Source organism: Streptomyces sp. NPDC046977, from assembly GCF_040644455.1.
Lineage (GTDB): Bacteria > Actinomycetota > Actinomycetes > Streptomycetales > Streptomycetaceae > Actinacidiphila.
This window is the reverse complement of sequence record NZ_JBEYWO010000036.1, coordinates 47261-67962: the sequence shown is the minus strand read 5'-3', so window position 1 is coordinate 67962 and position 20702 is coordinate 47261. Positions and strand designations below refer to the sequence as shown.

The window sequence follows — 20702 nt, the reverse complement described above, 5'->3', positions numbered from 1 at the left end:
CTCGGATTTGCAATGTTGATGTGGTGTGCACACCGTCAGTTCGGATAATGGCGAGCAACCGATCGACTCCCGCGCCACCGCGTCGAGTTCGCCCGGTGCAGTCATCGTGGGCGTGAGCGACCGGGCCGAGATCCACGATGGTCCAGTCCGAGTCCGTGGTGCACTTCGGGTCGCGGCCCGGTCGCAACGCACAGCACAGCAGCAGGAGGAAGAGCATGCAGGTGATAGAACGGCGTGGACCGCAGCCGCGCGGCATCGCAACGCGCAAGCGGATCATCCGCGGTGCGGCCCAGTTGTTTGCCGACCGGGGGTACGACAAGACCTCGATCCGCGACATCCAGGACCAAGCAGACGTGAAAAAGGGCGCCCTGTACCACCACTTCCCCTCCAAGGCTGCGATCGCCGCCGCGGTGGTGGAGGCCGGGTTCGAGCAGGAGTCCGTCGTAGGACAGGTCCCCCGGCTTCAGGACATCATCGACGCCGGCATGGTTCTGGCCTACCGCACACCCCGCGAGTTCGAAGTACGCGCAGCCGCACGGCTGGCCACCGAGCAGGACCACGAGTTCTTCGGAGCCCTGTGGAAGGGCTACATCCCGATGGTGGCCGACCTCTTCAGGCAGGCCGACGAACTGGGAGAACTACTCCCCGGCGTGCACTACGAGCACACCAGCCGCGTCTGGGTCGCCACCTTCACCGGCATCGACCTCATGCTCCGCAACGAACGGACCCCGGGCGTCCTGGAGGGCGAGGCCGCGATCATGTTCCAGACCCTGACCCGAGGAGTCGCTACGCCGGAGACGATGAGCCATCTCGACCTCGCGGTCGACCGCGGCGCACGACTGGTGAAAGCCGCTTCCCTCGGACTGGTCCAGGCATATGAAGCCGGGCAGGCAAAGTGACCTAGCCGTCGACCCGGGCCGGTCTGGCGCGTGACCGTGACCGCAGGCACGCGTCAGACCTCCGCAAACCCGCAGCCCGGTGACGGCATGACCTGGCGCCGCCGCACCGGCAGCAACACGCTGACGCGGCGAACGGGTCCTCTGCCGGATTTCGACGGCGCATTGCCGCACCAATCGGACGTGATTCTGGTTCCCTCTCACCAAACAGGCCAGGTGCGTGGTTTGATCAGAGCCTGCGCCCCACTGGCAGGAACTCATCCCATGCCGCCAGCCCGCACGGCCGTTCCATGGGGCGGGCTTCTCGGGCGTATTGACGATAAGGGAGGTTGTTCGATGTCCCCATCCAAGGCAGCCAAGCGTGCGTACCAGGACCTCTTCCGGCAATACCGAAGGAGCCTGACGCGATCGGACATCGGACTCAAACCTCTGTCGCATGCCGGCAGCAGCCGCAGGCCGCTGCGTCAGGCGGACTTGGATGAGGCCCTTGAGGGCGGTGCCGGCGTCTACCAGAAATTCGAGTCCGGCGCTCTCCTCCCGTCGCCCGCCTACGTGCGTCGTGTCGCCACCTTGCTCGGTTTCAGCGAAACGGACTACTACCGGGCGTACCAGGACCTGTTCCCCGACACGCGGCCGCCGTACATACGGAACCCCGGCGATGAGATCTCACCCTTGTGGCAGCAAGTCGTCGACGGACAGACAGCCATGTCTTGCGTGGTCAAGCACGGCGGCGACCTGGCCTCCTGCAACGAGGCATTCAAGGCCTTCTTCTCCCCTGGGGAGCTGCCGTCCAACATCTGGCAATGGCTGCTCCTGGACCCGGAGCCCCGGGACCAGGTGCTTCTCGACTGGGACACCGCCTGGGCACCTCACCTGGTCGCCCGGCTTGAGGTCGCTGCCACGCACGGCCCGTATGCCCCTCAACTCGCGGTGCTACAGACCGAACTGGAGTCCGACGAGCGGCTGCAGAAGGCTCTCCTGAACGCGCCGAAACTGCCGAACGGATGGCAGGAGACACACTGGCCTCTGCGGCACCCGGTCCACGGATTCGGTACGGCCCGGTTCATGACGGCACATCTCGACACAGCACCAGGCGCTCGCCTGGTGACGATCCTGTTCACGAGCGCACCCGAGGGCTCCTTACCGTCGAGGCCGAAGTCAGGCCGCTGAGTCCTCACTGCTGGCGCCGTTACTGCGACGCCTCCTCAAGGCCCGATCCCCCACGGATCCACCGAACCGAAAGGAACCGCAGTGCTTCGGAGGCTCGTGCCCGCCGACCCGGTGTGGCTCGCCCACTTCATGGCGATGGAGGACCCGTTCCTCCACTCCCTCGAACTCGATGCCAAGGCCCTGTACCCCTCGCCGATGTACGAGGCCCTCGACTGGCCGATGCTGGTCACACACGCCTACCGTGCCTGGGAGAGGGTCTTCCGCGCCCTGCCCGTGCCACTGCGGGAACTGGCCCTGCGCGTCAGCCGCGGCGAGGTGTTCTTCCCCGATGCCGCCGGCGGCGGGTACACGCTCAACGGCGCCCGCGGCGACCGGCACGTTCAGCTCTACGTCCTGCACGTTGACCCCGACGACCTGAGCGCCCTGGCAGGCTTGCTCCACCGCCTGCGGACCGCAGTGGAGCGCGACTCCGATCCAGAGCTCATGGACAGCCTGCGCCGCATCGCAGAGGACCTGACGCCGTCCAGCCCCGGCGGGATGTCCTCACCGGCCAAGTGCGTCGACGGCTTCGAGCGTGCGCTGAACGTGCTGCACCTCAAGCCCGACGATCTCCTGCTCTCGTGCATCCCTGACGAACCGACCGGCCAGGTCGTGGCCTTGGATTCAGCACAGGACGCTGCCTACGACGCTTTCAGTCGGCGCATCTCGTCGGCGGTGACGGCCCACGACTCGCCGTGGGCATTCCTCATGCATCGGATGTTCAACGCCTGACACGCCGCATGCGGCCTGTCGTGGCCCGGATTGCCCGCGCTTTCCCCCATAGGATGTCCAGGCTCCGCTCGCCACAGGGCGGCGGTCCGGTCGGCGAGAGGATCTCAGAGTGCGCCACCCCGCTGCTCGCGCCGCGGTGTTCTCTGCCGGGTCATGGGGCACAGCAGTCGCCAAGATCATGGCGGACGCCGGCACCGACGTCACCGTGCACGCCCGCCGCCACGAGATCGCCGAAGCGATCAACACCGCGCACCGCAACCCCGGCTACCACCCGGACATCGACCTGCCCACGAGCCTGACCGCGACGACCGAACCCGCCACCGCGCTGGCTGGAGCAGACCTCCTGGTGCTCTCCGTTCCTGCCCAGACCATCAGGGCCAGCCTCACCGCATGGGCACCGTTCATCGGACCCGACACCGTGATCGTCTCGCTCATGAAGGGCATCGAGCGGCACAGCCACCTGCGCGTCAGCCAGATCATCGCCGAGGTGACCGGGATCGGCGCGGAACGCATCGCGGTGCTGTCCGGACCAAACCTCGCCCGCGAGATCATGACGGGCCGGCCCGCCGCGGCCACCATCGCCTGCACCGACGAGGACGCCGCCCGCCGCGTGCAGCGGGCCTGCCACACCTCCTACTTCCGCCCCTACACCAGCACCGAAGTCGCAGAGCAGTTCGATGGTGTTCCGGCGCGGCCTTCGACCCGACTCCCAGTGCCCGAGTTGATCACCGTCTGTTCGCGGCGCGTCTCTACGGCCTGCTCCGACGCGGTTGAGGTCTTCCGCTGCTTACCTCAAGGTCAGGCCGCGAGCCAGGCGGTGAGCGCGAAGTTCGGAGACTCCACAGTGCACGTGGATGATGCGGGCGATTTGATGGACCGAAGCTCCCCGTTGGCTGGCTGCTTGCCGAAAAACTGCCTTGCACAGGATGGGGGGTGGGTGGCCCGTTGCATCAGCCCTCTTTCTCTCGACAGTCGGGTTACATAGACGGTAGTGACGTGCTCTCCACCTTGCTCGCGGCCGGCGACCGCGGGGCGGTAAAGGCCTACCGGCAGTCCGCTGCCCACCTCGGGCTGATCGTCCCCACGGATGCCGACTCGCTACGGGATGTCCTGGAGGCAGACGTGGCCACCCTTCATCGCCTGTGGCGGCGGCGGTAGGGGTTGAGGCCGGTCTGCCACGTCACTACGGCGATGTACCGAACATGCTCACGCTTGCCGATGTCATTGGCCGGTACCCAGTCGCGCTGCTTGCGGAGGGTGCCGTATGCCTGTTCGATAAGCCCCGTACTGCCAGGCAGCATCGGCGAGTCCGCGGCCCCCAGTTCCCGGGTGGACATGAATCCGGAGGTGGTCAAGCGCGAGAACACCGAGAGCCGTTCTGGGCTGAGGGTGAACGTGCGAGCCTCGACCTTGGCTACCACACCAAGAAGACAAGCGTCGCGAACGAGGCAGAGGACAGCGGAGAATAGTCATGGGGATGATCAGCGAGAGCCTCACGAGGGCTTTGGAGGCTACGTTCACGCGGCCCATCCCGAAGTCGGCGCCTGCGCAGATGCGCTACCTGGTCAAGCAGTTGAAGGGCACCTAGGGAGTGAGCAGGGCCTCGTGTAGCAGTCCGGGCCGCTGAGGTAAGCGGCAAAATCAGCTACACCGGCGAAGAGGCCAGTCCGACAGTCTTTCTATTCGAAGTCTTTTCTGTTGCCACAGACAACTGCCCTCAGGAAGACAGAAAATCTGCTTCTCCGGACTTGACTCCAGCGATGAAGGCGGTGATTTCTCGGACGGTATAGATCAGGGCGGGCCCGTCCGGATCCGTCGAATGGCGCAGCGCCACCCGTCCATCGTCAAGTTTCTTGGCCTCGACGCAGTTGCCGCCGTTGCTGCCGCTCCAGGGCTTCAACCACTGCTCCGTTCCCAACTCTGACGCAGCACGCAGCACGTGACTCACGTGTATAGCTCCTTACGAATTTCGCCAAGAAATTTCTTGGTGTCTTCTTTCGAAAGCGCTGTCATGCTCATCTCTCCCAGGGCCTCTCGAAAGAGTGCGACTTCCTCTTTGTCCTCACCGTAGGATGCGCGGCTCAGACTGTCGGTGCAGACGACGTCCGGAAGCTCTGGAATTTCAAAGCGAAAAATGGTAAACGGGCCGAATCCACCGGGGTGGAGACCCGCCTCGAACGGGCATATTTGCAGTGTTACGTTCGGAAGGTCGGCTACGTCCAGCAAGTGATCAATCTGTTTGCTCATCATATTCGGGCCGCCCGCGGGTCGACGGAGAACCGTCTCGTCGATGATCGCCCACAACTGAGGCGGAGACGGATCTGAGCGTGTGATGAGCTCCTGGCGGGTGGTGCGCAAGTGGACACGACGCTCGAGGACGTCCGCGGATATGCGAGGCAAGCCGCGCTCCAGCACGGCGCGCGCATAGTCTGGCGTCTGCAGCAGGCCGGGAACTACGGCCGGCTCGTAGTTGCGGATGTGGCTTGCAGCCGACTCTAGTGAAACGTGGACGCCGAACCATGCAGGCAGCACGTCACGGAAGCCCTGCCACCAACCGGGCGTACTCGCTTGATCGAGTAGAGCGAGGAACTCGTCGATTTCTTCTTGGCCGATGCCGTAGATTTCTAGGAGCGTCTTGGCCGTCGCGAACTTCAACGAGGTCTCGGCTTTTTCCATCCGTGTGACGGTCGTCGCGGCGATGCGCAGACGTTTGGCTGCCTGCGCCGCGGTGAAGCCGGCTGTTTCGCGCAGGGAGGCCAGCCGTCGACCGAGCACGATGGCCAGCACAGTCGGGGCCGACCTTGGTTCAGTCACGTCGGATCCCTCTCCCGTCGCGGCGTCGTCGGGTGCAGTGTGTCACGGCCCTCGTTGCGGCGACAGACTGCTGCTCGAATATTGCAGGTTGCAGAGTGTGGCTTGCCAACAGGTCAGCCGCCGGAGCATAGTTGTGTGGTGACCTAACTCACGTAGCCCGGATGCACGCTCTCCCACCTTCACTCCCAGGAAGGTCCGCGATGCCCGCCCGCACCACGTTGTTCCCTCTCCTGATACAGGAACGTTGCTGGGACAACTGGGCTGTTTTCTGCGTTCACTTCGGGCGGGCCGCCCGGGACGTAGCGTGCACGGCCGGTTCTGCCAAGCCGCACTGGGCTGCGGTGCCCCGTCGTACCTTCGACCGGTGGATGGCCGGTGAGGCCGAGGACATGCCAAAGGCGGGTATTCGAGCGGTTCTCGAACACCTCCTAGGGGTCCCCTGTACCAAGCTGTTCGTAGAGCAGGGGCAGGACACGACAGTGCCAGTCCGGCTTCGGGTAGAGCCCCGGGCCCTCCTTGGGAACCGATGATCCGGCCAGAACCTGGAGGTGCACCCGGTGCGGATGACATTGTTTCGCCGGATGGTTCAGGAGCGCGGCTGGACCACGATCGAGACTTTCAGCGCGCATTTCTCCAAAGCGGCACGCGAACTGGCCAGCCAGACCGGGATCCGTCGCCTCGCGGATGTCTCCGTTGCACGCCGGACCTTCGCCCGGTGGATGGCGGGAGAACTGAGGGGTATGCCGCAGTGCGATACCCGGATGATCCTGGAGCACCTCTTCCAGCAGCCCGTCGCTCTGTTGTTCGCTACCCCTGACACTGCGGACCGGGCAACGACCAGGTCCCCTTCCACGGCACGTCTGAATGCGCCGCTGGCCGCGCTCCCGCAGGGATCGGCCCGGGGCGAATTTGACGACCCGATGGCTGTGGTCACGCAGACCCAGTTCCTCACCCGGCCTGGCATCGACGAGGCGTTACTGGAACACTTCCGCGGCCAACTACAAGGGATCGTTGACCGCTATGAGTCCCGAGGCCCCCAGACGCTGGCCGGTGAGGCTCGTATGCTGAGGGGCACGCTTCACACCCTACTGGGCGGCCAGCAGTTGCCGGCGATTCGTAGCGAGCTGTTCGGGCTGACGGGGCGTGCTGCGGGCCTTCTGGCTTACATGGCGGTCAACGCCGGAGCCGAGCCGGCCCTCGTCGAAGCGTACTGTTCGGAGGCTGAGGTCCTTGCCACGCACATCGGCGATACGCAGCTCCAGATGTGGGTGGCCGGCACGCGGTCACTGAGCCTGTACTACCAGCGTCGCTATGCAGATGCTGAGTCTGCGGCGGTAGCCGGCATCGACCTGGCGCCGGGCGATGGGCAGGCCATTCGGCTCCAGGCCAACGGTCGTGCGCGTGCGCTGGCGCGTCTCGGTGACCGTAGGGGCGCGGAGCGCGCTATCGGAGCAGCGCTTGATCTTTCCGACCGGCAGCCGGGCCTTTCCTCCGGGATCACGTCGTGCATCTCATTCACCCCCTACAGTCCGGCCCGCACCCTGGCGAACATCATGACCGCTCGGTTGTCCCTCCACGACACGGAAGAGGTTTTGTCGTGTGCGGACCAGATCGACGGTCTGGTCGAGGAGTCGGACTCCGAGTGGAGCCGCGCCCTTGTCCGTCTGGATGTGGCCACGGCCCTCCTCCAGCACAAGGAGCCGGAGGTCGCGCAGGCCATGGCCCTGGGCCGCAGTGCGCTTGAAGCAGGCACCACTGCGCCCATCACGTCCGTGTGGCAACGGGCGAACGAGTTGTACGAGCAGGCCGGGCGCTGGCACGCAGTGCCTGATGTGAGGGACTATGCCGAGGAGCTTCGGGCCTGGCGCTCACACCCTCAGGCCAAACCGATCATCAGCGGTGCAGGCATGGAGCCCACCCCGCCGCAGTGAGGAGAGTCGTGACGCCCGAACTGGACGTCTACCCGGGGACCTTTCCGCAGCATCCGCCTTCAGACCTCAACAGCCCCCGGCATCTCGTTGATCATGACTGGCGGGCGTTCACCGCCGTTGAGCAGATGACGAACCATTGGGCGCGTCCAGGATGGGCCGACGGGCACCGGGCCTACTACTGGATGTTGACGTTCCCCGGCGCCTCCGAATTGCTCAAGCGGACGAAGCAGTGCCAGGACGAACTTGGGCATCTGGGCATGGATACTGTCCCGGAGGACGGCCTCCACGTCACGATGCTGCGAGTGGGCAGCACAGGTCTGGTCTCGGAGAACCAAGCTCAGCGTCTTGGCGATCTGGCCGAACAGTTGTCGCTGGAGGCCTTTCAGCTCGTTGCTCATCCGCTGACTGGGTCGCTGGGGGCCGTGCGCTTCACCCTGGCACCGTGGTCTCCGCTGGTCCGCTTGCATGCCGCTCTTAGTGAGCTCGGTCGTCAGGCCGGCGTGCCCGGAGGCAAGCCCACTGCTGCCTTCCGGCCCCATCTTGGCATCCAGTACAACAATCGAGAGCGCGCCGCCGCACCTGTCGTCGAGAGCGTCGCTCGCTTGCGCACCCTCGATCCGGTCCCTTTGGAGATCGGCAGCGTGGAACTCGTCGAGCTCAGGCGCAGCACCGATAGGGCACCGGCCTACCGATGGCGCGTCGTGCGCAGCGTTCCCTTGCGCTTGCGACCCCAAGGTGCTTCGAACTGGCAGGACTGACGACTCAAATCTGGTCGGGTGAGCTGACATGGTGCGAACGACGTTGTTTCGTCGAATGGTTCAGGAGCGGCGCTGGACCACGATCGAGATGTTCAGCACCCACTTCTCCAGGGCGGCACGCGAACTGGCCGACCAGACGGGGAACCGCCGCCTCGCGGATGTCTCCGTCGCCCGTCGCACCTTCGACCGGTGGATGACTGGACAGCTCAAGGGACTGCCGCAACGGGACACCCGCGCCATCCTGGAGCACCTTCTCCAAGAGCCTGTGGCCTTACTGTTCGCCAGCCTCACCGCAGAGCCCTCAGAAGCGCAAGGACCTTCCGCTGCGCGCACTCACCACGGATCAGGACGACCACACTGGGACATCCTTACCGAGAGCCCCTACGTTCACTCGCAGGGTGGCACGGATGCGTGCTGCGGCACTCCAGCAGGAGGCCCACGGCTATGCTCTGGCTGGAGAGGAAGTGGCCTGTCACCGTCTCATAGATGAGGCGGAGTCCTTCGCAGCACGGCCCGAGACAGCGGGCGACGGCCGCAGCGGGCACGGCGATTTCGCTACCCCCGCCTACCTCGACGGGCAGCGTGGCAACTGCTGGTTGCTCCTGAACCGCCCGGATCGGGCCGCGGTCAGTCTGTCCTCCGCTCTCGATGCCATGCCTGAGGTCTACCGGCGCGACCGCGGACTGCTACATGCTCGCTTGGCTGCGGCCCATGCTCGCAACGGCGAGATCGACGCCGGTCTTGACCAGGCCCACCAGGCGCTGGCCTTGGTACACAGCGGAGGTTCGACGCGAACCCTTCATGAGACGATCGCTGCCGTGACGGCGATGCGCCGCTGCGCTCCTGACGCCCCCGGGGTGGTCGAGCTGATGCAAGCGGTCGCACAGAGCTGAGGGAGGGACAATGCCCACATCGGTGGAGCTGGCCGCAATGCGCCGTGCCATCATCATTTCCGCAAGCGGACTCGGCGGCACCAGCCCAAACCCAGCTGTCGGCTGTGTGATTCTCGACGCCGAAGGCCGCACAGTGGGCGAGGGGTATCACCTCCACAAGGGCGCAGCGCACGCTGAGGTCAACGCACTCGCCGCCGCCGGCAATCACGCTGCGGGGGGGGGGGGGGAACAGCCGTGGTGACATTGGAACCCTCCAACCACGAAGGGCTCACACCGGCTTGTCACCAAGCACTCCTGGACGCTCAAATCGCCCGGGTGCTGATCGCGGTGATGGACCCCACTTCTCGCGGGGAGGGAGGAGCCGCGCGGCTGCGTCACGCGGGGGTTGACGTCGAAACCCACGTCCTGGAGCGGGAAGCGCTGACGGTACTTGGTCCCTGGCGTGCCTCGCTGACAGCCCAGCGTCCTGTGTTCCATCTACTGATCCAGACGGACGCTGCGGGGCGCACCATCGCGCCGACGCTGGACGCGGTCGCAGAGATCGAGAGACAGCGTCACGTACACGACCTGGTGATCTCTGGGGGTGGACGGCCCGAAGAGGGCCGGGCAGCCAGCCACGGGCGTGTGTTCAGCGTGCCGCCCCGCCCACTCCCGGATGACCCCCTGACCGCGATCGACACCCTCAGGGGGGCCGGGGCCCGGTCGGTCCTACTCGTTGGCCCTTCGAGGCTGGGCCGGCGTCTGGTCAGCGCAGCGCAAGTGGACCGCATCACTCTCTTCCACCCGGTGCCGGAGCCTTCGCGACCCGTGCCGGCAGCTGTTGCCGTCCCCGACGGATATGTTCTATCCGGTGCCACCCGTACGAGCGGGCAGGTTGTCGTTCTGCTGCACGCCGCTCACAGGTCCCCCGGTCGCGCAGCCACGCAGGCTGGTGAGCCTCAGGACGCTTGCGGTGCCGACTGGTAGGTGGCGAATGTTGTCGGCCAGCGGTCGCGGAACCTCCAGAAATGCTGGCCCTGGCCCAGTCCCATGTGAGTCACATGGGACTGGGCGTCCGGATGGCTCGCGCTCAGACCTGCAGTTCCCTGATTGGGGAGCAAGTGGTTGCTTGCTGAAGGTGGCTCCGAAGGCCGGCGTATACCTCGTCGATGATGCGGAGTTCTAGCGGTGTGAGCGGGTTGCCCAGGCAGCTGTAGTTCTCCTCGACCTGTGCTCTATCGCTGAAGCCAGCGACGACCACGCACTGGTCGCCGCGCTGCAGGGCCGAGCGAAGGGCCAGCCGCGTCAAGCTGCCCGGACCGTCACCGAAGCGATCGCGGAGGATCTGAAGGCCCTCATTGATCTGCTCCATGAGCGGAGACATGAGTGCTGTCCGACTCGAAGTGACCATTGCGCGCGTCTGTGTCCACGCCGTCGCCTTCCCCGTGAGAACGCCGTGGGCCAGCGGAGCCGCCAGGACCAGGCCGACGCCGTGACGGGCCGCGAAGGAGAACAGGTCGTCGCCCTCAAGCGAGACGGCCGGGGCGAAGGCGTTGAAGTGCGTCCAGACCACGTCCGGTTTGATCAGGCGGAACAGGTAGAGGAACCGTTCTGCCTGGGCAGTCCACTCCTCGGCTGACGCCGCGTAGTTGGTGAATGGTCCACGCATCCCGATCGCCTTGATGGACTCCACCTCCCGGAGAGTGCGCATCATGTCGATAGCGTTGCCCAGATATCGATCGCCCGGCCCGAAGTCAAAGCTGTCCAGGGTGTACAGGTCGAGCTGCTCGATGTAGAGATTGTCCATCGTCTGCTCGAGCTGGTGATGGATATGACGGCCGGCGTACGGATGCTCCGCGCTGCCACGTAGTTGCCCGACCTTGCTGCTCAGTTGAAGAGGCAGGTCCGGATACGCGCGCAGAAATCGCCCGATGACCCGTTCCGAATGCCCGCAGCCATAAGCGTCGGACGTATCGAAGAACGTCGCACCACGCTCGACTGCGTGCTGGAGCCCGTCGAGGAACCGGTTGATGCTCGTCGATCCGCTTGCGTCCGACTGTGCGATGGGCGCATCGCAGTGGAGCCCGAGCGGATGCGTGAGGATGCCACGGCACAAGTGCCGGACTCCCAGATCGTATGCGCTCATGTCAGGCTCCCCACCAAGCAAAGCGCGGCGGTCACGACCTTGCCGCCGCGGGCAGGTTCGACTCCCCAGCCGGCGGCGCACGCAGAAATCAGGAACAGGCCCCGACCACACTCAGACAGGTCCTCCTCCCTGATCACCGCCGCCTCCTCGTCGTTCATATCAGGCAGGTAACTGGCGAGAGAGCTCGGAATTGCTGTGGTGTCCGGTCCGCGGTCCACCACACCCACGGTGACGCCCTTCTCGTAAAGGTCGAGGGTGAAGGACACCGGCCCGCCCGCGTGGCGGATGGCATTCGTGAGCAGTTCGGTAGCGACCAAGACCGTGTCATCGATTCGGTCCTGGTCGGTTCGGTCTGCCAGGAGCTTGCGGACCGTCTCCCGGGCCCACGTCAGCGGTTCGTCCTTGGCGGCGAGTGCGAAGGCATGGTGGTCAACCAGTTGCCCCAGGGCCTGGCCCTGGATCAGTTCGGCAGTTGTCGGCACCTTCGGCTCCTCGCGTTCCAAGACGCTCTGTGGCACGGACTGGGAAGTCGGTCCGGCTTCAACCCTCCCTGATGGGCCGCGGCACCGGTACGCCAAACCTTGGCCACGTTGTGGCCATCTACACGGCCTCGATCTCGGCCTCGCCGCTGGAGAGGGCTGGCGTCGGATGACCCCGTAGGTCGGCTTCCAAGTTGCGCGCCACCTTGGCCCGCGTCCCGGGCACCGGCCGGCGCTTACCCAGGTGGCCATCCGGATGCACACCGCACACCCCGTGCTCCCAATCGTCATCGCACTGGTCGGCTATGTGCACGCAGAAGCTCGCGTTCCTTGGGACGCCAGGCTACGAGCACTTGGGGGCATAAACAGCTATACCAGGCCCTTCCTAGCCTTCCCTGGGATCGCTTGCGGCTACGGCCCGCCGCGCACTGTGGGGGGGTTTGGTCTCGCAAGCCACGCTAGGTGCCAGCACAAGAGCCCCAAAAGGGGGCAAATATCACCTCGGCCGGAACCGCTCACCCGTTCTTGTCAAGTGCTTCCAGAAAGGTGGCCATGAAGTGGCCACAGTCTTCGCCCACCCCTCAACGCAGGTCACACTCCACCAACGGGAACCCATTTTGTGCCGCTTAATAAGCATCTCGATGCCCCTTGCAGTGGAGGTGTGACGGACATCGGTGTTGTCGTTCACTACCGACATGACCACGAGATGGCCACGCTTTGGCGTATCGGTGCCGCGCGTGATCGAGAAGCCTAGAAGGCAGCAGATTCGATCCAGTAAGCCGACAGCCCTCTTCGGAGTAGCCGATGATCACGCTCACCTGTCATCTACGGAAGGCACAACCCGTGGGGCCGCCGCATGCCAGCGTGGACGTTTCCGGAGCTGCCTTTCCATGCGTAGCTGGCCGACCCACCACAGCTGGCCATCCCACAAGCCCAGTCTCGCCGGGTCCCCACAGCAAGCCCCCACTGGCTGGGATGTCCTTGTCCCAGCCGAGGCCGGCAGGAGCCAGAGCATGAGGCCGGCGCCCCTGCATCAGGGTGGACTTCGGGTTCCCTACGTTGTGCCCTGGGCGTCTGAGCGGCCCCAGGCTGCGGCGCTGTCGGTTCGGTTGGGGCGGAACGGGGCTCGTTTGGGCTACGTGTATGAGCATGCTGCCGTTGACCTGCTTGATGGTGTGTTGTGGGTCCGCCAGCCCATCGCGCCTGGTCGTGGGAGCCCGAACTTCGCGGGCATCCACTCTCGGCGTCAACGACGCTCTCTTCAGCACATGTTGTGCCAGGTGTGCGGTGAAAGCACCTTCGGCAGGTCCGATGAGCGGCATCTGTTCGTGCTGCGGTCGCACGGCGAGCAGCCGATCTCTGAGGGCGAGTTGACGACTGCGGGCCCGGTGTGCGTTCCGTGTGCGCTGGAGTCCGTCGAGGCGTGTCCTCACCTGCGTGGTTCTTACGCGGCTGCTCTCGTCGGGCACGCCCCGTCCTGGGGTGTGGCGGGGGTCGTCTACGCCCCTGCCACCCTGGAACCGCTGCCCGGGGCCAATGGTGACCAGCTGGACCTTGTGGGCTTCGAGGATCCGCGGATCTCGTGGACGCTTGCCGCGCGGTACGTCGTCAGTCTGCACGACTGCCAGCCGGTAGACCTCTTCGAACTGGCCGGCAGCTCGTCGACCTCACCCGCCCCGAAATCACCGACCGGCCATCTCAGCTTCGCGCCAGGCGCCGAGGCGACCCAGACCGCCCCAGCTCCAAGGCCCGAAGCCCTCCCCGAGCACGCTTCTCCCCCATAGCCATCCCCCATAGACCGCTGCCCGCCCCACCGGGCAGCTAGGACGCACCGCCGACGGCGTCCGACATGTCCCGGAACCCCGTTCCCCCCTGACGGGACCCGGGGCATGGCACCAACCCCGGGCCGGCGCCGCACACCCCACAGCCAGGACGGCGCCGGCCCGGGGCCGCATGCCCCCATCAACAGCCACACCTGTTCAGGTCAGGAGATATTCCCCGTGTCCGCGCAGAACAAATTTCGGATCGCTGTGTTCGCGCTCGCCGTTGTGACGTTGTTCCTGGCCACGTGGCTGCCGCACCACTGAGTCAACTCCCCCGAACCCACCCTGGACGGCTGTCCGTCCCGACCGGAGTCCCGATGCCCCCCTCCTTCTCCAGCACGACCCAGCCCTGGCAACTCACTTTGTCGGAGTCGCCGCGTCCGGCAGGGCTGCCCTCCCACCACGACATCGTCAGCACCAGCGTGGCCGTGGGTCTGCCTGCCGTTGAGGCCTTGTGCGAGCAGCCCGAGGCTGTCGGTCCGATCCTGTGCTGCCCGTTCCACCAAATGCTGCTGATCCCGGTTGCTGCGGGTACGGCGCACGTCTGGCGGGCTCCGCATTCACGGTGCCTGCCTGGTGGACGGTGGAACTGCACCGAACTCATGGACCAGGGTCAAGGTGCCTGCTCGGGCCGGTTCTGGCTCTTCGGGGCCCAGGCGCCCCGGGCGGCCGTGACCAAAGCCGACGCCCTGTTCCACAGCCTGAGCCTGACGCGTTCTCGTCTGCGCCGGCCTGTCGCCCCCTGCGCTGGGCATCGTGTTCGCGAGGTGGCCGGTGTCTGATCAGGTCTCGCGTTCCACTGCGGCTACCGGTCGGCGTCGCAGGGCACACAGTTCCGACGTGGCCCGCGAACTGCGTGGAGCGCCTGCTGTAACGGTCGCGGCACTGACGGGCGTGGTCATGGGCGGTGGCTGGGTGGTGGACCACTTCAACATCGTGTCGGCACAGGGCACGGCGATCGCTTCGGGTTCGGCGGCCGCGTTGGGCCTGGTGTGGGCCGGGGTGCGTGGCGCTGATGGGCGCAGGAAGGCCGCTGCCGTGGTCGGCAGGGTCACCGAGGAGCGGGATCGTCTGTACCGAGCGTTGGAAGATGTCTCTGCCTCGATCGCAGTCGGCCGAGAGCAGATCGCCTGGGCGGCGGATCAGGCCGCTCAGGGCCGGTTCCCTGACCAAGCGGAGTCTAGGAAGCCACACGAGACCGGCGAGCTGCCCGTGGACGTGGTGACCGGTGTGCGGTTCGCCCTGGAGAATGCCTGGCAGGCGGTCCTGCTCGCTGCCAAGGAGCAGCATCGGGCGCTGACGCCGGAGGCGGAGCTGGCCGACCTCTCGCGTTCAATCGCCCCGCGTCTGCAGGCGCTGGTGACCCGCGGAATCGCGGTGATCGAGCAGGTGGAGCGCAGCGTGGAGGACCCGGATCTCCTGCACCAGTTGTTCAGGGTCGATCACCTGCTTGCCCAGATGCGTCGAGCCGGGGAGAGCCTGGCGGTCCTGGGCGGCAGCACCCCGCCCCGCCGTGCGGCGCCCGTGCTGGTCGCTACCGCCCTGCGTCAGGCGGTGGGCGAGATCGAGCACTACCCCAGGGTGCGCATCGCCCAGCCGCACCAGCAGAGCCAGCCGGTCGCGCTGCCGGGCTACGTGAGCCCGGGCGTCGTGCATCTGCTGGCAGAGATCATGGACAACGCAGCCCGGTATTCCACCGACAACGTGGAGGTACACACCCGTCACGTGACCGACGGTTTGGTCATCGAGGTCCTGGACCGTGGGACCGGCATGTCGGACCAGCGGCGCGACGCGCTCAACGCTCTGCTGGCAGCCCCGGAGTCGGTGGACCGGCGTGAGCATGTGCGGCGTGGCCAGATCGGGCTGCTGGTCGCTGCGCTGCTGGCCAGGCGGCACAACATCGGCATCCATCTGCGGCCGAATGTCGTCGGTGGCACCCATGCGATCGTCGTTCTCCCCGGCAACGTGCTCCTTCGGCCCGAGGCCAAGCCCGCCGACGTCACCGCCGAACTCCGCATGCCCATAGCCGAGGGCGCCTCGCACCACCCGCCGGCTGCGCCCGTCCCCCGCGTACCGGGCACGACTCCCGGAGGCCTTCCCATCCGAGGCCGCGGCGCGGCCCCGGAGCCTGCAGAAGGCACCTCCGAAGCCGCCAGCGAGGAGAAGGATGCTGAAGGCAGGCCACTGCTGATCAAGCGCAGTGCCGCTCCGCAGCTGCGCGTGCCACCGGCCCCTTCCCCCTTGCCACCCGAGCAGGAGCGAAGGACGGCCGGTACCCCTACGGCGGACCTCATGGCCCGGTTCACGTCCCGCCAGGGCCCCGGCCCCGGGACCACGAACAACTGAACTTTCCCCCCACGACACAGCAGGAGACTTCCATGACCAACCCTCCGAACGACGATGGCCCCAACATGCTGGGCGGGCTGCTGACCGACCTGATGAACCGGGTGGCCGGCATCAGGCGTGTCCTGCTGGCCACGGGGGACGGCCTCAAGATCGCCTGGAGTGATCAGGAAACCGCGGAGGCCGAGAAGCTGGCCGCACTGATGACGGGGCTACTCTCCCTGGCACGCGGCGCCTTCATCACCTCCCCGGGAGGAGTGCGGCAGGTCGTCGTGGAGCACGACGCCGGAACCCTGTTCGTGATGAGCGCCGAGGGCAGCGCGGCCAACCCCCACCTGGTCGGGACACTCCTGAGCGTCATGACCACGGACAGCGCCGACCCCGGCGAGGTCGGCTACGAGATGAAGAGGCTGATCAGCGCGCTGGACGAGCACTTGACGGTGCAGGCCCGGCAGATGCAGCCGTCCGGGCAGGGGCAGTGACGTGCCGGCCGTCCCCCACGACGCATGGGCCGACAGCCGCTTGGGAGACGTCCGCCCCTACACCGTCACGGGGGGCCGTACCCAACCGCGGCACGACCTGAGCCTGACCTCCCTGCTCAGCACCCGGCCCGCCAACGCCACCACGGTGCTCAGCCCGGAGTGCGAGGCCTTGCTGCTGCTGTGCAGCGGACACCCCTGCTCGGTCGCCGAGCTATCGGCCCGCACAGCCCATCCCGTTCAGGTGACCAAGATCCTCGTAAGCGATCTCCTCGACATCCAAGCCCTCACCCTCAACGCCCCGGCACCCCGCAGTGCTGGCAGCGACGTACAGCTTCTGGAGGACGTCCTTGCTGGACTCAAGGCCCTCGCCTGACCGTGCCTCGGTGGCGGAGCTGAAGCTCGTGATAGCCGGTGGCTTCGGCGTCGGCAAGACCACCCTCGTCGGGACGATCAGTGAGATCACCCCACTGACCACCGAAGAAGTCCTCACCACCGCCAGCCAGGACACCGACGACCTGGAGGGCATCGGAGGCAAGACGACCACCACGGTGGCCATGGACTTCGGACGGATCACCTTCGACCAGCCTCGCCCCATGGTCCTGTTCCTGTTCGGCACGCCCGGCCAAGAACGCTTCTGGTTCATGTGGGACGACCTGTCCCTCGGCGCCGTCGGCGCCGTGGTCCTGGTCGACACCCGCCACCTGGAGAAGTCCTTCGCCGCCGTCACCTACTTCGAAGAGCGCGACATCCCCTTCGTCGTCGCCGTCAACGAGTTCTCCGACGGCTACCAGTACACCGAACAAGAGGTCCGTGCCGCCCTGGAGCTTTCCCCGTCCGTGCCGTACCTGACCTGCGACGCACGCGACCGCTCTTCCGCCCTGGCCGTGGTCATCACCCTGGTCCAGCACAGCCTCGCCGCCGCAAAGTCCCGTTCCCTCACCAGCCACGGAGCCCACACATGACCACCGACCCCTCTCCCACCGCCCAACCGGGCGTCGCACAGCGGCGTGCCGAGATACAGCGGGAACTCGGTCTCACCGGGGCCGCCGACCCCGAACTCGACGCCTACGCCGCCCGGCTTGCCCAGGAAGAGGGCGTGCCCTACGCGATGGTCAACATCTTCACCCCCGACCAGCAGCAGTTCCTCGGCCTGCACGCCCCCGCCGACCCCGACGCACCGCCGGTCGGCCGCGCCATGCCGCTCAACCACGGCTTCTGCCGTGTCGTCGTCGAGCGCGGCCTCCCCCTGGTCCTGCCCGACGTCTTCGTCGCCCCCCGGTTCGCCGGCGACCCAGTCGTCGACCTGCTCGGCATCCGCACCTACACCGGCGCGCCCCTGATCCACGACGGCGTCGTCCTGGGCACCGTCTGCGCGGTCGGTCCCGAGGAAAAGCCCCAGGCCACCGGCAAGGCGTCCCTGGCGCTCATCAAGCAGATCCGGGACGAGGTCATGGCCCACATCCTCCAGAAGGCCGGCCAGCAACCCCCCTCCCCTTAAGCCCTGCCCTCTCCATCTCATCCGCCATCGCACGCTGCGCCGCCGGGGCCCCCGAATCCAGGTCGCCCAGGGGTCCCGGTCGTCGCAGCAGTTGCCTACCGACCCGGCGCCAGCGTGTCGAACCACTCGACCCATGCCACAAAGCAGTGAGGGGAGCCCCACGATGTCCGACTGGTACCTGACACCGGCACACCGGCAGCTGCGCCAGGACGTACGCGCCTTCGCCGAGAACGAGGTCGCACCCCGCGTACCGGCCATGGAGAAAGCGGGAACCATCGAGCGCGAACTCGCCGACGCCATTGCCGCAAGGGGGTGGATCGGTGCCACCATCGACCCCGTCTACGGAGGTATGGGAGCCGGCCACCTCGCCAAGACGCTCATCATTGAGGAACTCTCCCGCGTCAGCGCGGCAATGGGCGCCATGGTCCAGGCGTCCCAGCTGGGCGTTGCGAAGGTCATCCACTACGGCACCGAGCAGCAGAAGCGATTCTGGCTGCCCCGGTTCGCCGACGGCTCGTGCCTGCCCACCATCGCGGTGACCGAGCCCGTCTCAGGCAGCCACGTCCTGGGCATGGAGACCACCGCCGTCCGCGACGGCGACAGCTACATCCTCAACGGACGCAAGGCGTACGTCGGGAACTCCCACATCGGCCACGTCCACGGCGTCGTCGCCCGCACCGCACCCGGATCACGCGGCCTGACCGCATTCCTCGTCGAAGCCGACCGCACCGGCCTCACCCTCCTGCCCCACGCCGAAACGCTGGGCCTGCACGGCTTCAGCTTCGGCGAACTCCTCTTCGACCAGTGCCGCATCCCCGCAGGCAACCGCCTCAGGGACGAAGGCGACGGCCGGGACATCGCCTACTCCTCCAGCGTCCTGTACGGCCGCCCGAATCTCACCGCCGTTGCCCTCGGCATCCACCAGGCCATCCTCGAAGAAGTCACCCGCTTCGCCACCGAACGCCACCGCTACGGCAAACCCCTCCACCACCTGGCCAACATCAAACTCAAGATCGGGCAGATCGCATCCCGCCTGATGACCGCCCGTCTGGCCGCCTACCACGCCGCCCACCTCCTCGATTCCAGCGTCCCCTGCGACCTGGAGCTGATGAACGCAAAGCTCGTCAACGCGGAGTCCGCGATCGACTCCGCACGCGCCGCCATGGAAATCGAAGCCGCCACCGCCCTGACCACCGACCGCCCCCTGCAGCGCTATCTGCGGGACGCCTTCCACATCTACGCCCCGGCCGGCACCTCCGACATACAACTGCTCCGGCTCGCCGAAGCCGCCCTCGGCCTGAACAAGGGGCAGTGGTCCCAACGCCTGCCCGTACAGATGAGCGCCCCGCCATACACCGCCGCGCTCACCTAGTCCACCTGGAACTCGGCGCATGCGCTCCCGAGACCCTGCAGCTGTTGGCGCCTCGGGAGCGCAGCGCACCCGGCACCGGCCGCATGGAAGCCGGCCGGGCACCTTGCCACGGCCCTGCTCTCACTCCGCCGGTATTGCACCTGACTGAGTCAACTTGTCCCCTCGATCCAATGGAAATGGACATGTCCACTGATTTCACCCGCCTGACGCCCGCCGAGCGGCGCGTGGCCGAGCAGCTCGTCCTCGGCCTCAGCAATGCTGAAATTGCCGCGGAACTCGGCATCAGTCCGGGCACCGTTGCTGGACACCTCGGCAGCATCGGACGGCGCTTCCACCTCAGCGCCCGGCCGACGCGCGCGCACGCGGTCCTGGGCGGCGGTCAGATAGACCCACCACCCGCCCCTGGTCCGGCCCCCGAGCTGACCACAGCGGAAACCATGCTGCTCCAGGCAATCGCAGCCCATGAGGAGACCCACGAGATCGCCCGCGCCGCCGACATCGCCGATGCCTCAGTCGGCCCCCACGTCCGCGACCTCGTGGAGAAGACCGGCGCCAAGAACCCCACCCACCTCGTCGGTTTGGGCCACGCCTGGAAGCTGTTCACTCATGTCAGCGAGGACCGCGGTGCAAAGGCCGTCCTGGGGGCGGTGCGATGAGCACGGCCCACCTTGCTGTGTCGCCTGGGCCCGCTGCCGTAGGGCTCCTCCGCGATCGAACGGTGAATCACGAGTCGCAGCAAGAGCTCATGCTCCGGCTCGGCGTCGGCCCTTCGTCCTGGCAGGCAGCCGATCGGACGCCTTGTCGGTCCAACGCCAGACCGCAGTCAGGCACGGGGCGAGGGTTCGCTATCCGCCGGCGTTCGATGAACCGTGCGGCCTGCGCGCAGTGGTCGGGACCGCTACATGTGGTGCTCTACGCCCTTACCCCGCCCGGCGGTGACCCTCAAGATGACCTCGCTCTGGGTCAGGGTTACGCAGTGGCTGAACACTTGACGGTCGTGGAGCGGATCGTCGATGCCACCACCGACACCACAGCTGCGGACGACCCGGCCTTGCGCCGCGGCTATGCGCTCCTTCGTAGGCATCTGGCAAATCCACATGTGTCGGCGCACGGCGTCGTGGCCGTCAGCCGCACTGCCATCACCAGCACCGACCGTTTCTACGACCAGGAGCTGGCCTGGATGGGACGGCATCGCGTAGGCCTCTGGCTCGTGCGCAGTGAGACCACGATCTGATCCAGCATCGCAACCCAATCTGACATTCGCCGGGGGCGCCATCGGAGCGTGACACAAGAAGCCGTGCGACCCGCGAGCGATCACACGGGGCCCACCGCCCCAGCTATGCGCCT

At 66.6% G+C, this 20702-nt stretch carries 21 protein-coding genes and 1 pseudogene; 17 read left to right on the top strand and 5 right to left on the bottom strand.

The window, feature by feature from the left end; translation table 11 throughout:
- Positions 1-215 precede the first annotated feature (215 nt).
- From ABZ883_RS36835 to ABZ883_RS36820, 4 genes are all read left to right on the top strand, one after another.
- Positions 216-899, top strand: coding sequence for a helix-turn-helix domain-containing protein (locus tag ABZ883_RS36835; RefSeq protein ID WP_360914327.1), 684 nt, complete (start codon positions 216-218; stop codon positions 897-899).
- Between the two features lie 333 nt (positions 900-1232).
- Complete coding sequence (locus ABZ883_RS36830; protein WP_360914324.1) at positions 1233-2066, top strand: hypothetical protein; 834 nt, start codon at positions 1233-1235, stop codon at positions 2064-2066.
- 81 nt (positions 2067-2147) lie between these two features.
- Positions 2148-2837: a hypothetical protein gene (locus tag ABZ883_RS36825; RefSeq protein WP_360914321.1), complete on the top strand. Its 690-nt coding sequence runs from the start codon at positions 2148-2150 to the stop codon at positions 2835-2837.
- 109 nt (positions 2838-2946) lie between these two features.
- Complete coding sequence (locus tag ABZ883_RS36820; RefSeq protein ID WP_360914318.1) at positions 2947-3822, top strand: 2-dehydropantoate 2-reductase N-terminal domain-containing protein; 876 nt, start codon at positions 2947-2949, stop codon at positions 3820-3822.
- Between the two features lie 148 nt (positions 3823-3970).
- On the opposite strand, the gene ABZ883_RS36815 is transcribed toward ABZ883_RS36820, so the two are convergent.
- Positions 3971-4258, bottom strand: coding sequence for a hypothetical protein (locus tag ABZ883_RS36815; protein ID WP_360914316.1), 288 nt, complete (start codon positions 4256-4258; stop codon positions 3971-3973).
- A gap of 50 nt (positions 4259-4308) precedes the next feature.
- Between ABZ883_RS36815 and ABZ883_RS36810 the strand changes: the two are divergent.
- Positions 4309-4422 (top strand): annotated as a pseudogene (locus tag ABZ883_RS36810) (XRE family transcriptional regulator); the annotation flags it as partial.
- 132 nt (positions 4423-4554) lie between these two features.
- Here ABZ883_RS36810 and ABZ883_RS36805 read toward each other — a convergent pair.
- Positions 4555-4791 carry a DUF397 domain-containing protein gene (locus tag ABZ883_RS36805; RefSeq protein ID WP_360914363.1) on the bottom strand — a complete coding sequence of 79 codons (237 nt, stop codon included), beginning with the start codon at positions 4789-4791 and terminating at the stop codon, positions 4555-4557.
- Entirely contained in the window at positions 4782-5651 is an 870-nt protein-coding gene (locus ABZ883_RS36800) for a helix-turn-helix transcriptional regulator (RefSeq protein WP_360914313.1), read from the bottom strand. Before ABZ883_RS36800 ends, ABZ883_RS36805 begins: the two co-directional genes overlap by 10 nt.
- A 563-nt stretch (positions 5652-6214) precedes the next feature.
- On the opposite strand from ABZ883_RS36800, the gene ABZ883_RS36795 reads away from it, so the two are divergent.
- The 4 genes from ABZ883_RS36795 to ABZ883_RS36780 all read left to right on the top strand — a co-directional run bounded on the left by ABZ883_RS36795 (position 6215) and on the right by ABZ883_RS36780 (position 9474).
- Positions 6215-7582: a hypothetical protein gene (locus ABZ883_RS36795; protein WP_360914360.1), complete on the top strand. Its 1368-nt coding sequence runs from the start codon at positions 6215-6217 to the stop codon at positions 7580-7582.
- 8 nt (positions 7583-7590) lie between these two features.
- Positions 7591-8340, top strand: a complete 750-nt coding sequence (locus ABZ883_RS36790; protein WP_360914310.1) for a 2'-5' RNA ligase family protein — start codon at positions 7591-7593, stop codon at positions 8338-8340.
- 398 nt (positions 8341-8738) lie between these two features.
- Positions 8739-9233 carry a hypothetical protein gene (locus ABZ883_RS36785; protein WP_360914307.1) on the top strand — a complete coding sequence of 165 codons (495 nt, stop codon included), beginning with the start codon at positions 8739-8741 and terminating at the stop codon, positions 9231-9233.
- Between the two features lie 10 nt (positions 9234-9243).
- A complete protein-coding gene (locus ABZ883_RS36780; protein WP_360914304.1) occupies positions 9244-9474 on the top strand; it encodes a hypothetical protein in 231 nt (76 codons plus the stop codon).
- A gap of 828 nt (positions 9475-10302) precedes the next feature.
- Here ABZ883_RS36780 and ABZ883_RS36775 read toward each other — a convergent pair.
- Both ABZ883_RS36775 and ABZ883_RS36770 read right to left on the bottom strand, forming a co-directional pair.
- Complete coding sequence (locus ABZ883_RS36775; protein WP_360914301.1) at positions 10303-11358, bottom strand: aldo/keto reductase; 1056 nt, start codon at positions 11356-11358, stop codon at positions 10303-10305.
- Positions 11355-11840 carry an ATP-binding protein gene (locus ABZ883_RS36770; RefSeq protein ID WP_360914298.1) on the bottom strand — a complete coding sequence of 162 codons (486 nt, stop codon included), beginning with the start codon at positions 11838-11840 and terminating at the stop codon, positions 11355-11357. Before ABZ883_RS36770 ends, ABZ883_RS36775 begins: the two co-directional genes overlap by 4 nt.
- A gap of 2660 nt (positions 11841-14500) precedes the next feature.
- On the opposite strand from ABZ883_RS36770, the gene ABZ883_RS36765 reads away from it, so the two are divergent.
- The 8 genes from ABZ883_RS36765 to ABZ883_RS36730 all read left to right on the top strand — a co-directional run bounded on the left by ABZ883_RS36765 (position 14501) and on the right by ABZ883_RS36730 (position 20589).
- Complete coding sequence (locus ABZ883_RS36765; RefSeq protein ID WP_360914295.1) at positions 14501-16006, top strand: ATP-binding protein; 1506 nt, start codon at positions 14501-14503, stop codon at positions 16004-16006.
- A gap of 32 nt (positions 16007-16038) precedes the next feature.
- Positions 16039-16485 (top strand): roadblock/LC7 domain-containing protein, encoded by a 447-nt coding sequence (locus ABZ883_RS36760; RefSeq protein ID WP_360914292.1) that lies wholly within the window; start codon positions 16039-16041, stop codon positions 16483-16485.
- A 1-nt stretch (position 16486) separates the two neighbouring features.
- Positions 16487-16858 (top strand): DUF742 domain-containing protein, encoded by a 372-nt coding sequence (locus ABZ883_RS36755; RefSeq protein WP_360914289.1) that lies wholly within the window; start codon positions 16487-16489, stop codon positions 16856-16858.
- A 10-nt stretch (positions 16859-16868) separates the two neighbouring features.
- Entirely contained in the window at positions 16869-17447 is a 579-nt protein-coding gene (locus ABZ883_RS36750; RefSeq protein ID WP_360914286.1) for an ATP/GTP-binding protein, read from the top strand.
- Positions 17444-17983 (top strand): GAF domain-containing protein, encoded by a 540-nt coding sequence (locus ABZ883_RS36745; protein WP_360914283.1) that lies wholly within the window; start codon positions 17444-17446, stop codon positions 17981-17983. Before ABZ883_RS36750 ends, ABZ883_RS36745 begins: the two co-directional genes overlap by 4 nt.
- Before the next feature lie 163 nt (positions 17984-18146).
- Positions 18147-19355 (top strand): acyl-CoA dehydrogenase family protein, encoded by a 1209-nt coding sequence (locus tag ABZ883_RS36740; RefSeq protein WP_360914280.1) that lies wholly within the window; start codon positions 18147-18149, stop codon positions 19353-19355.
- A 182-nt stretch (positions 19356-19537) separates the two neighbouring features.
- Positions 19538-20011, top strand: a complete 474-nt coding sequence (locus ABZ883_RS36735; protein WP_360914277.1) for a helix-turn-helix transcriptional regulator — start codon at positions 19538-19540, stop codon at positions 20009-20011.
- Positions 20012-20331: 320 nt separating this feature from the next.
- Positions 20332-20589 carry a hypothetical protein gene (locus tag ABZ883_RS36730; protein ID WP_360914274.1) on the top strand — a complete coding sequence of 86 codons (258 nt, stop codon included), beginning with the start codon at positions 20332-20334 and terminating at the stop codon, positions 20587-20589.
- Positions 20590-20702: the final 113 nt, after the last annotated feature.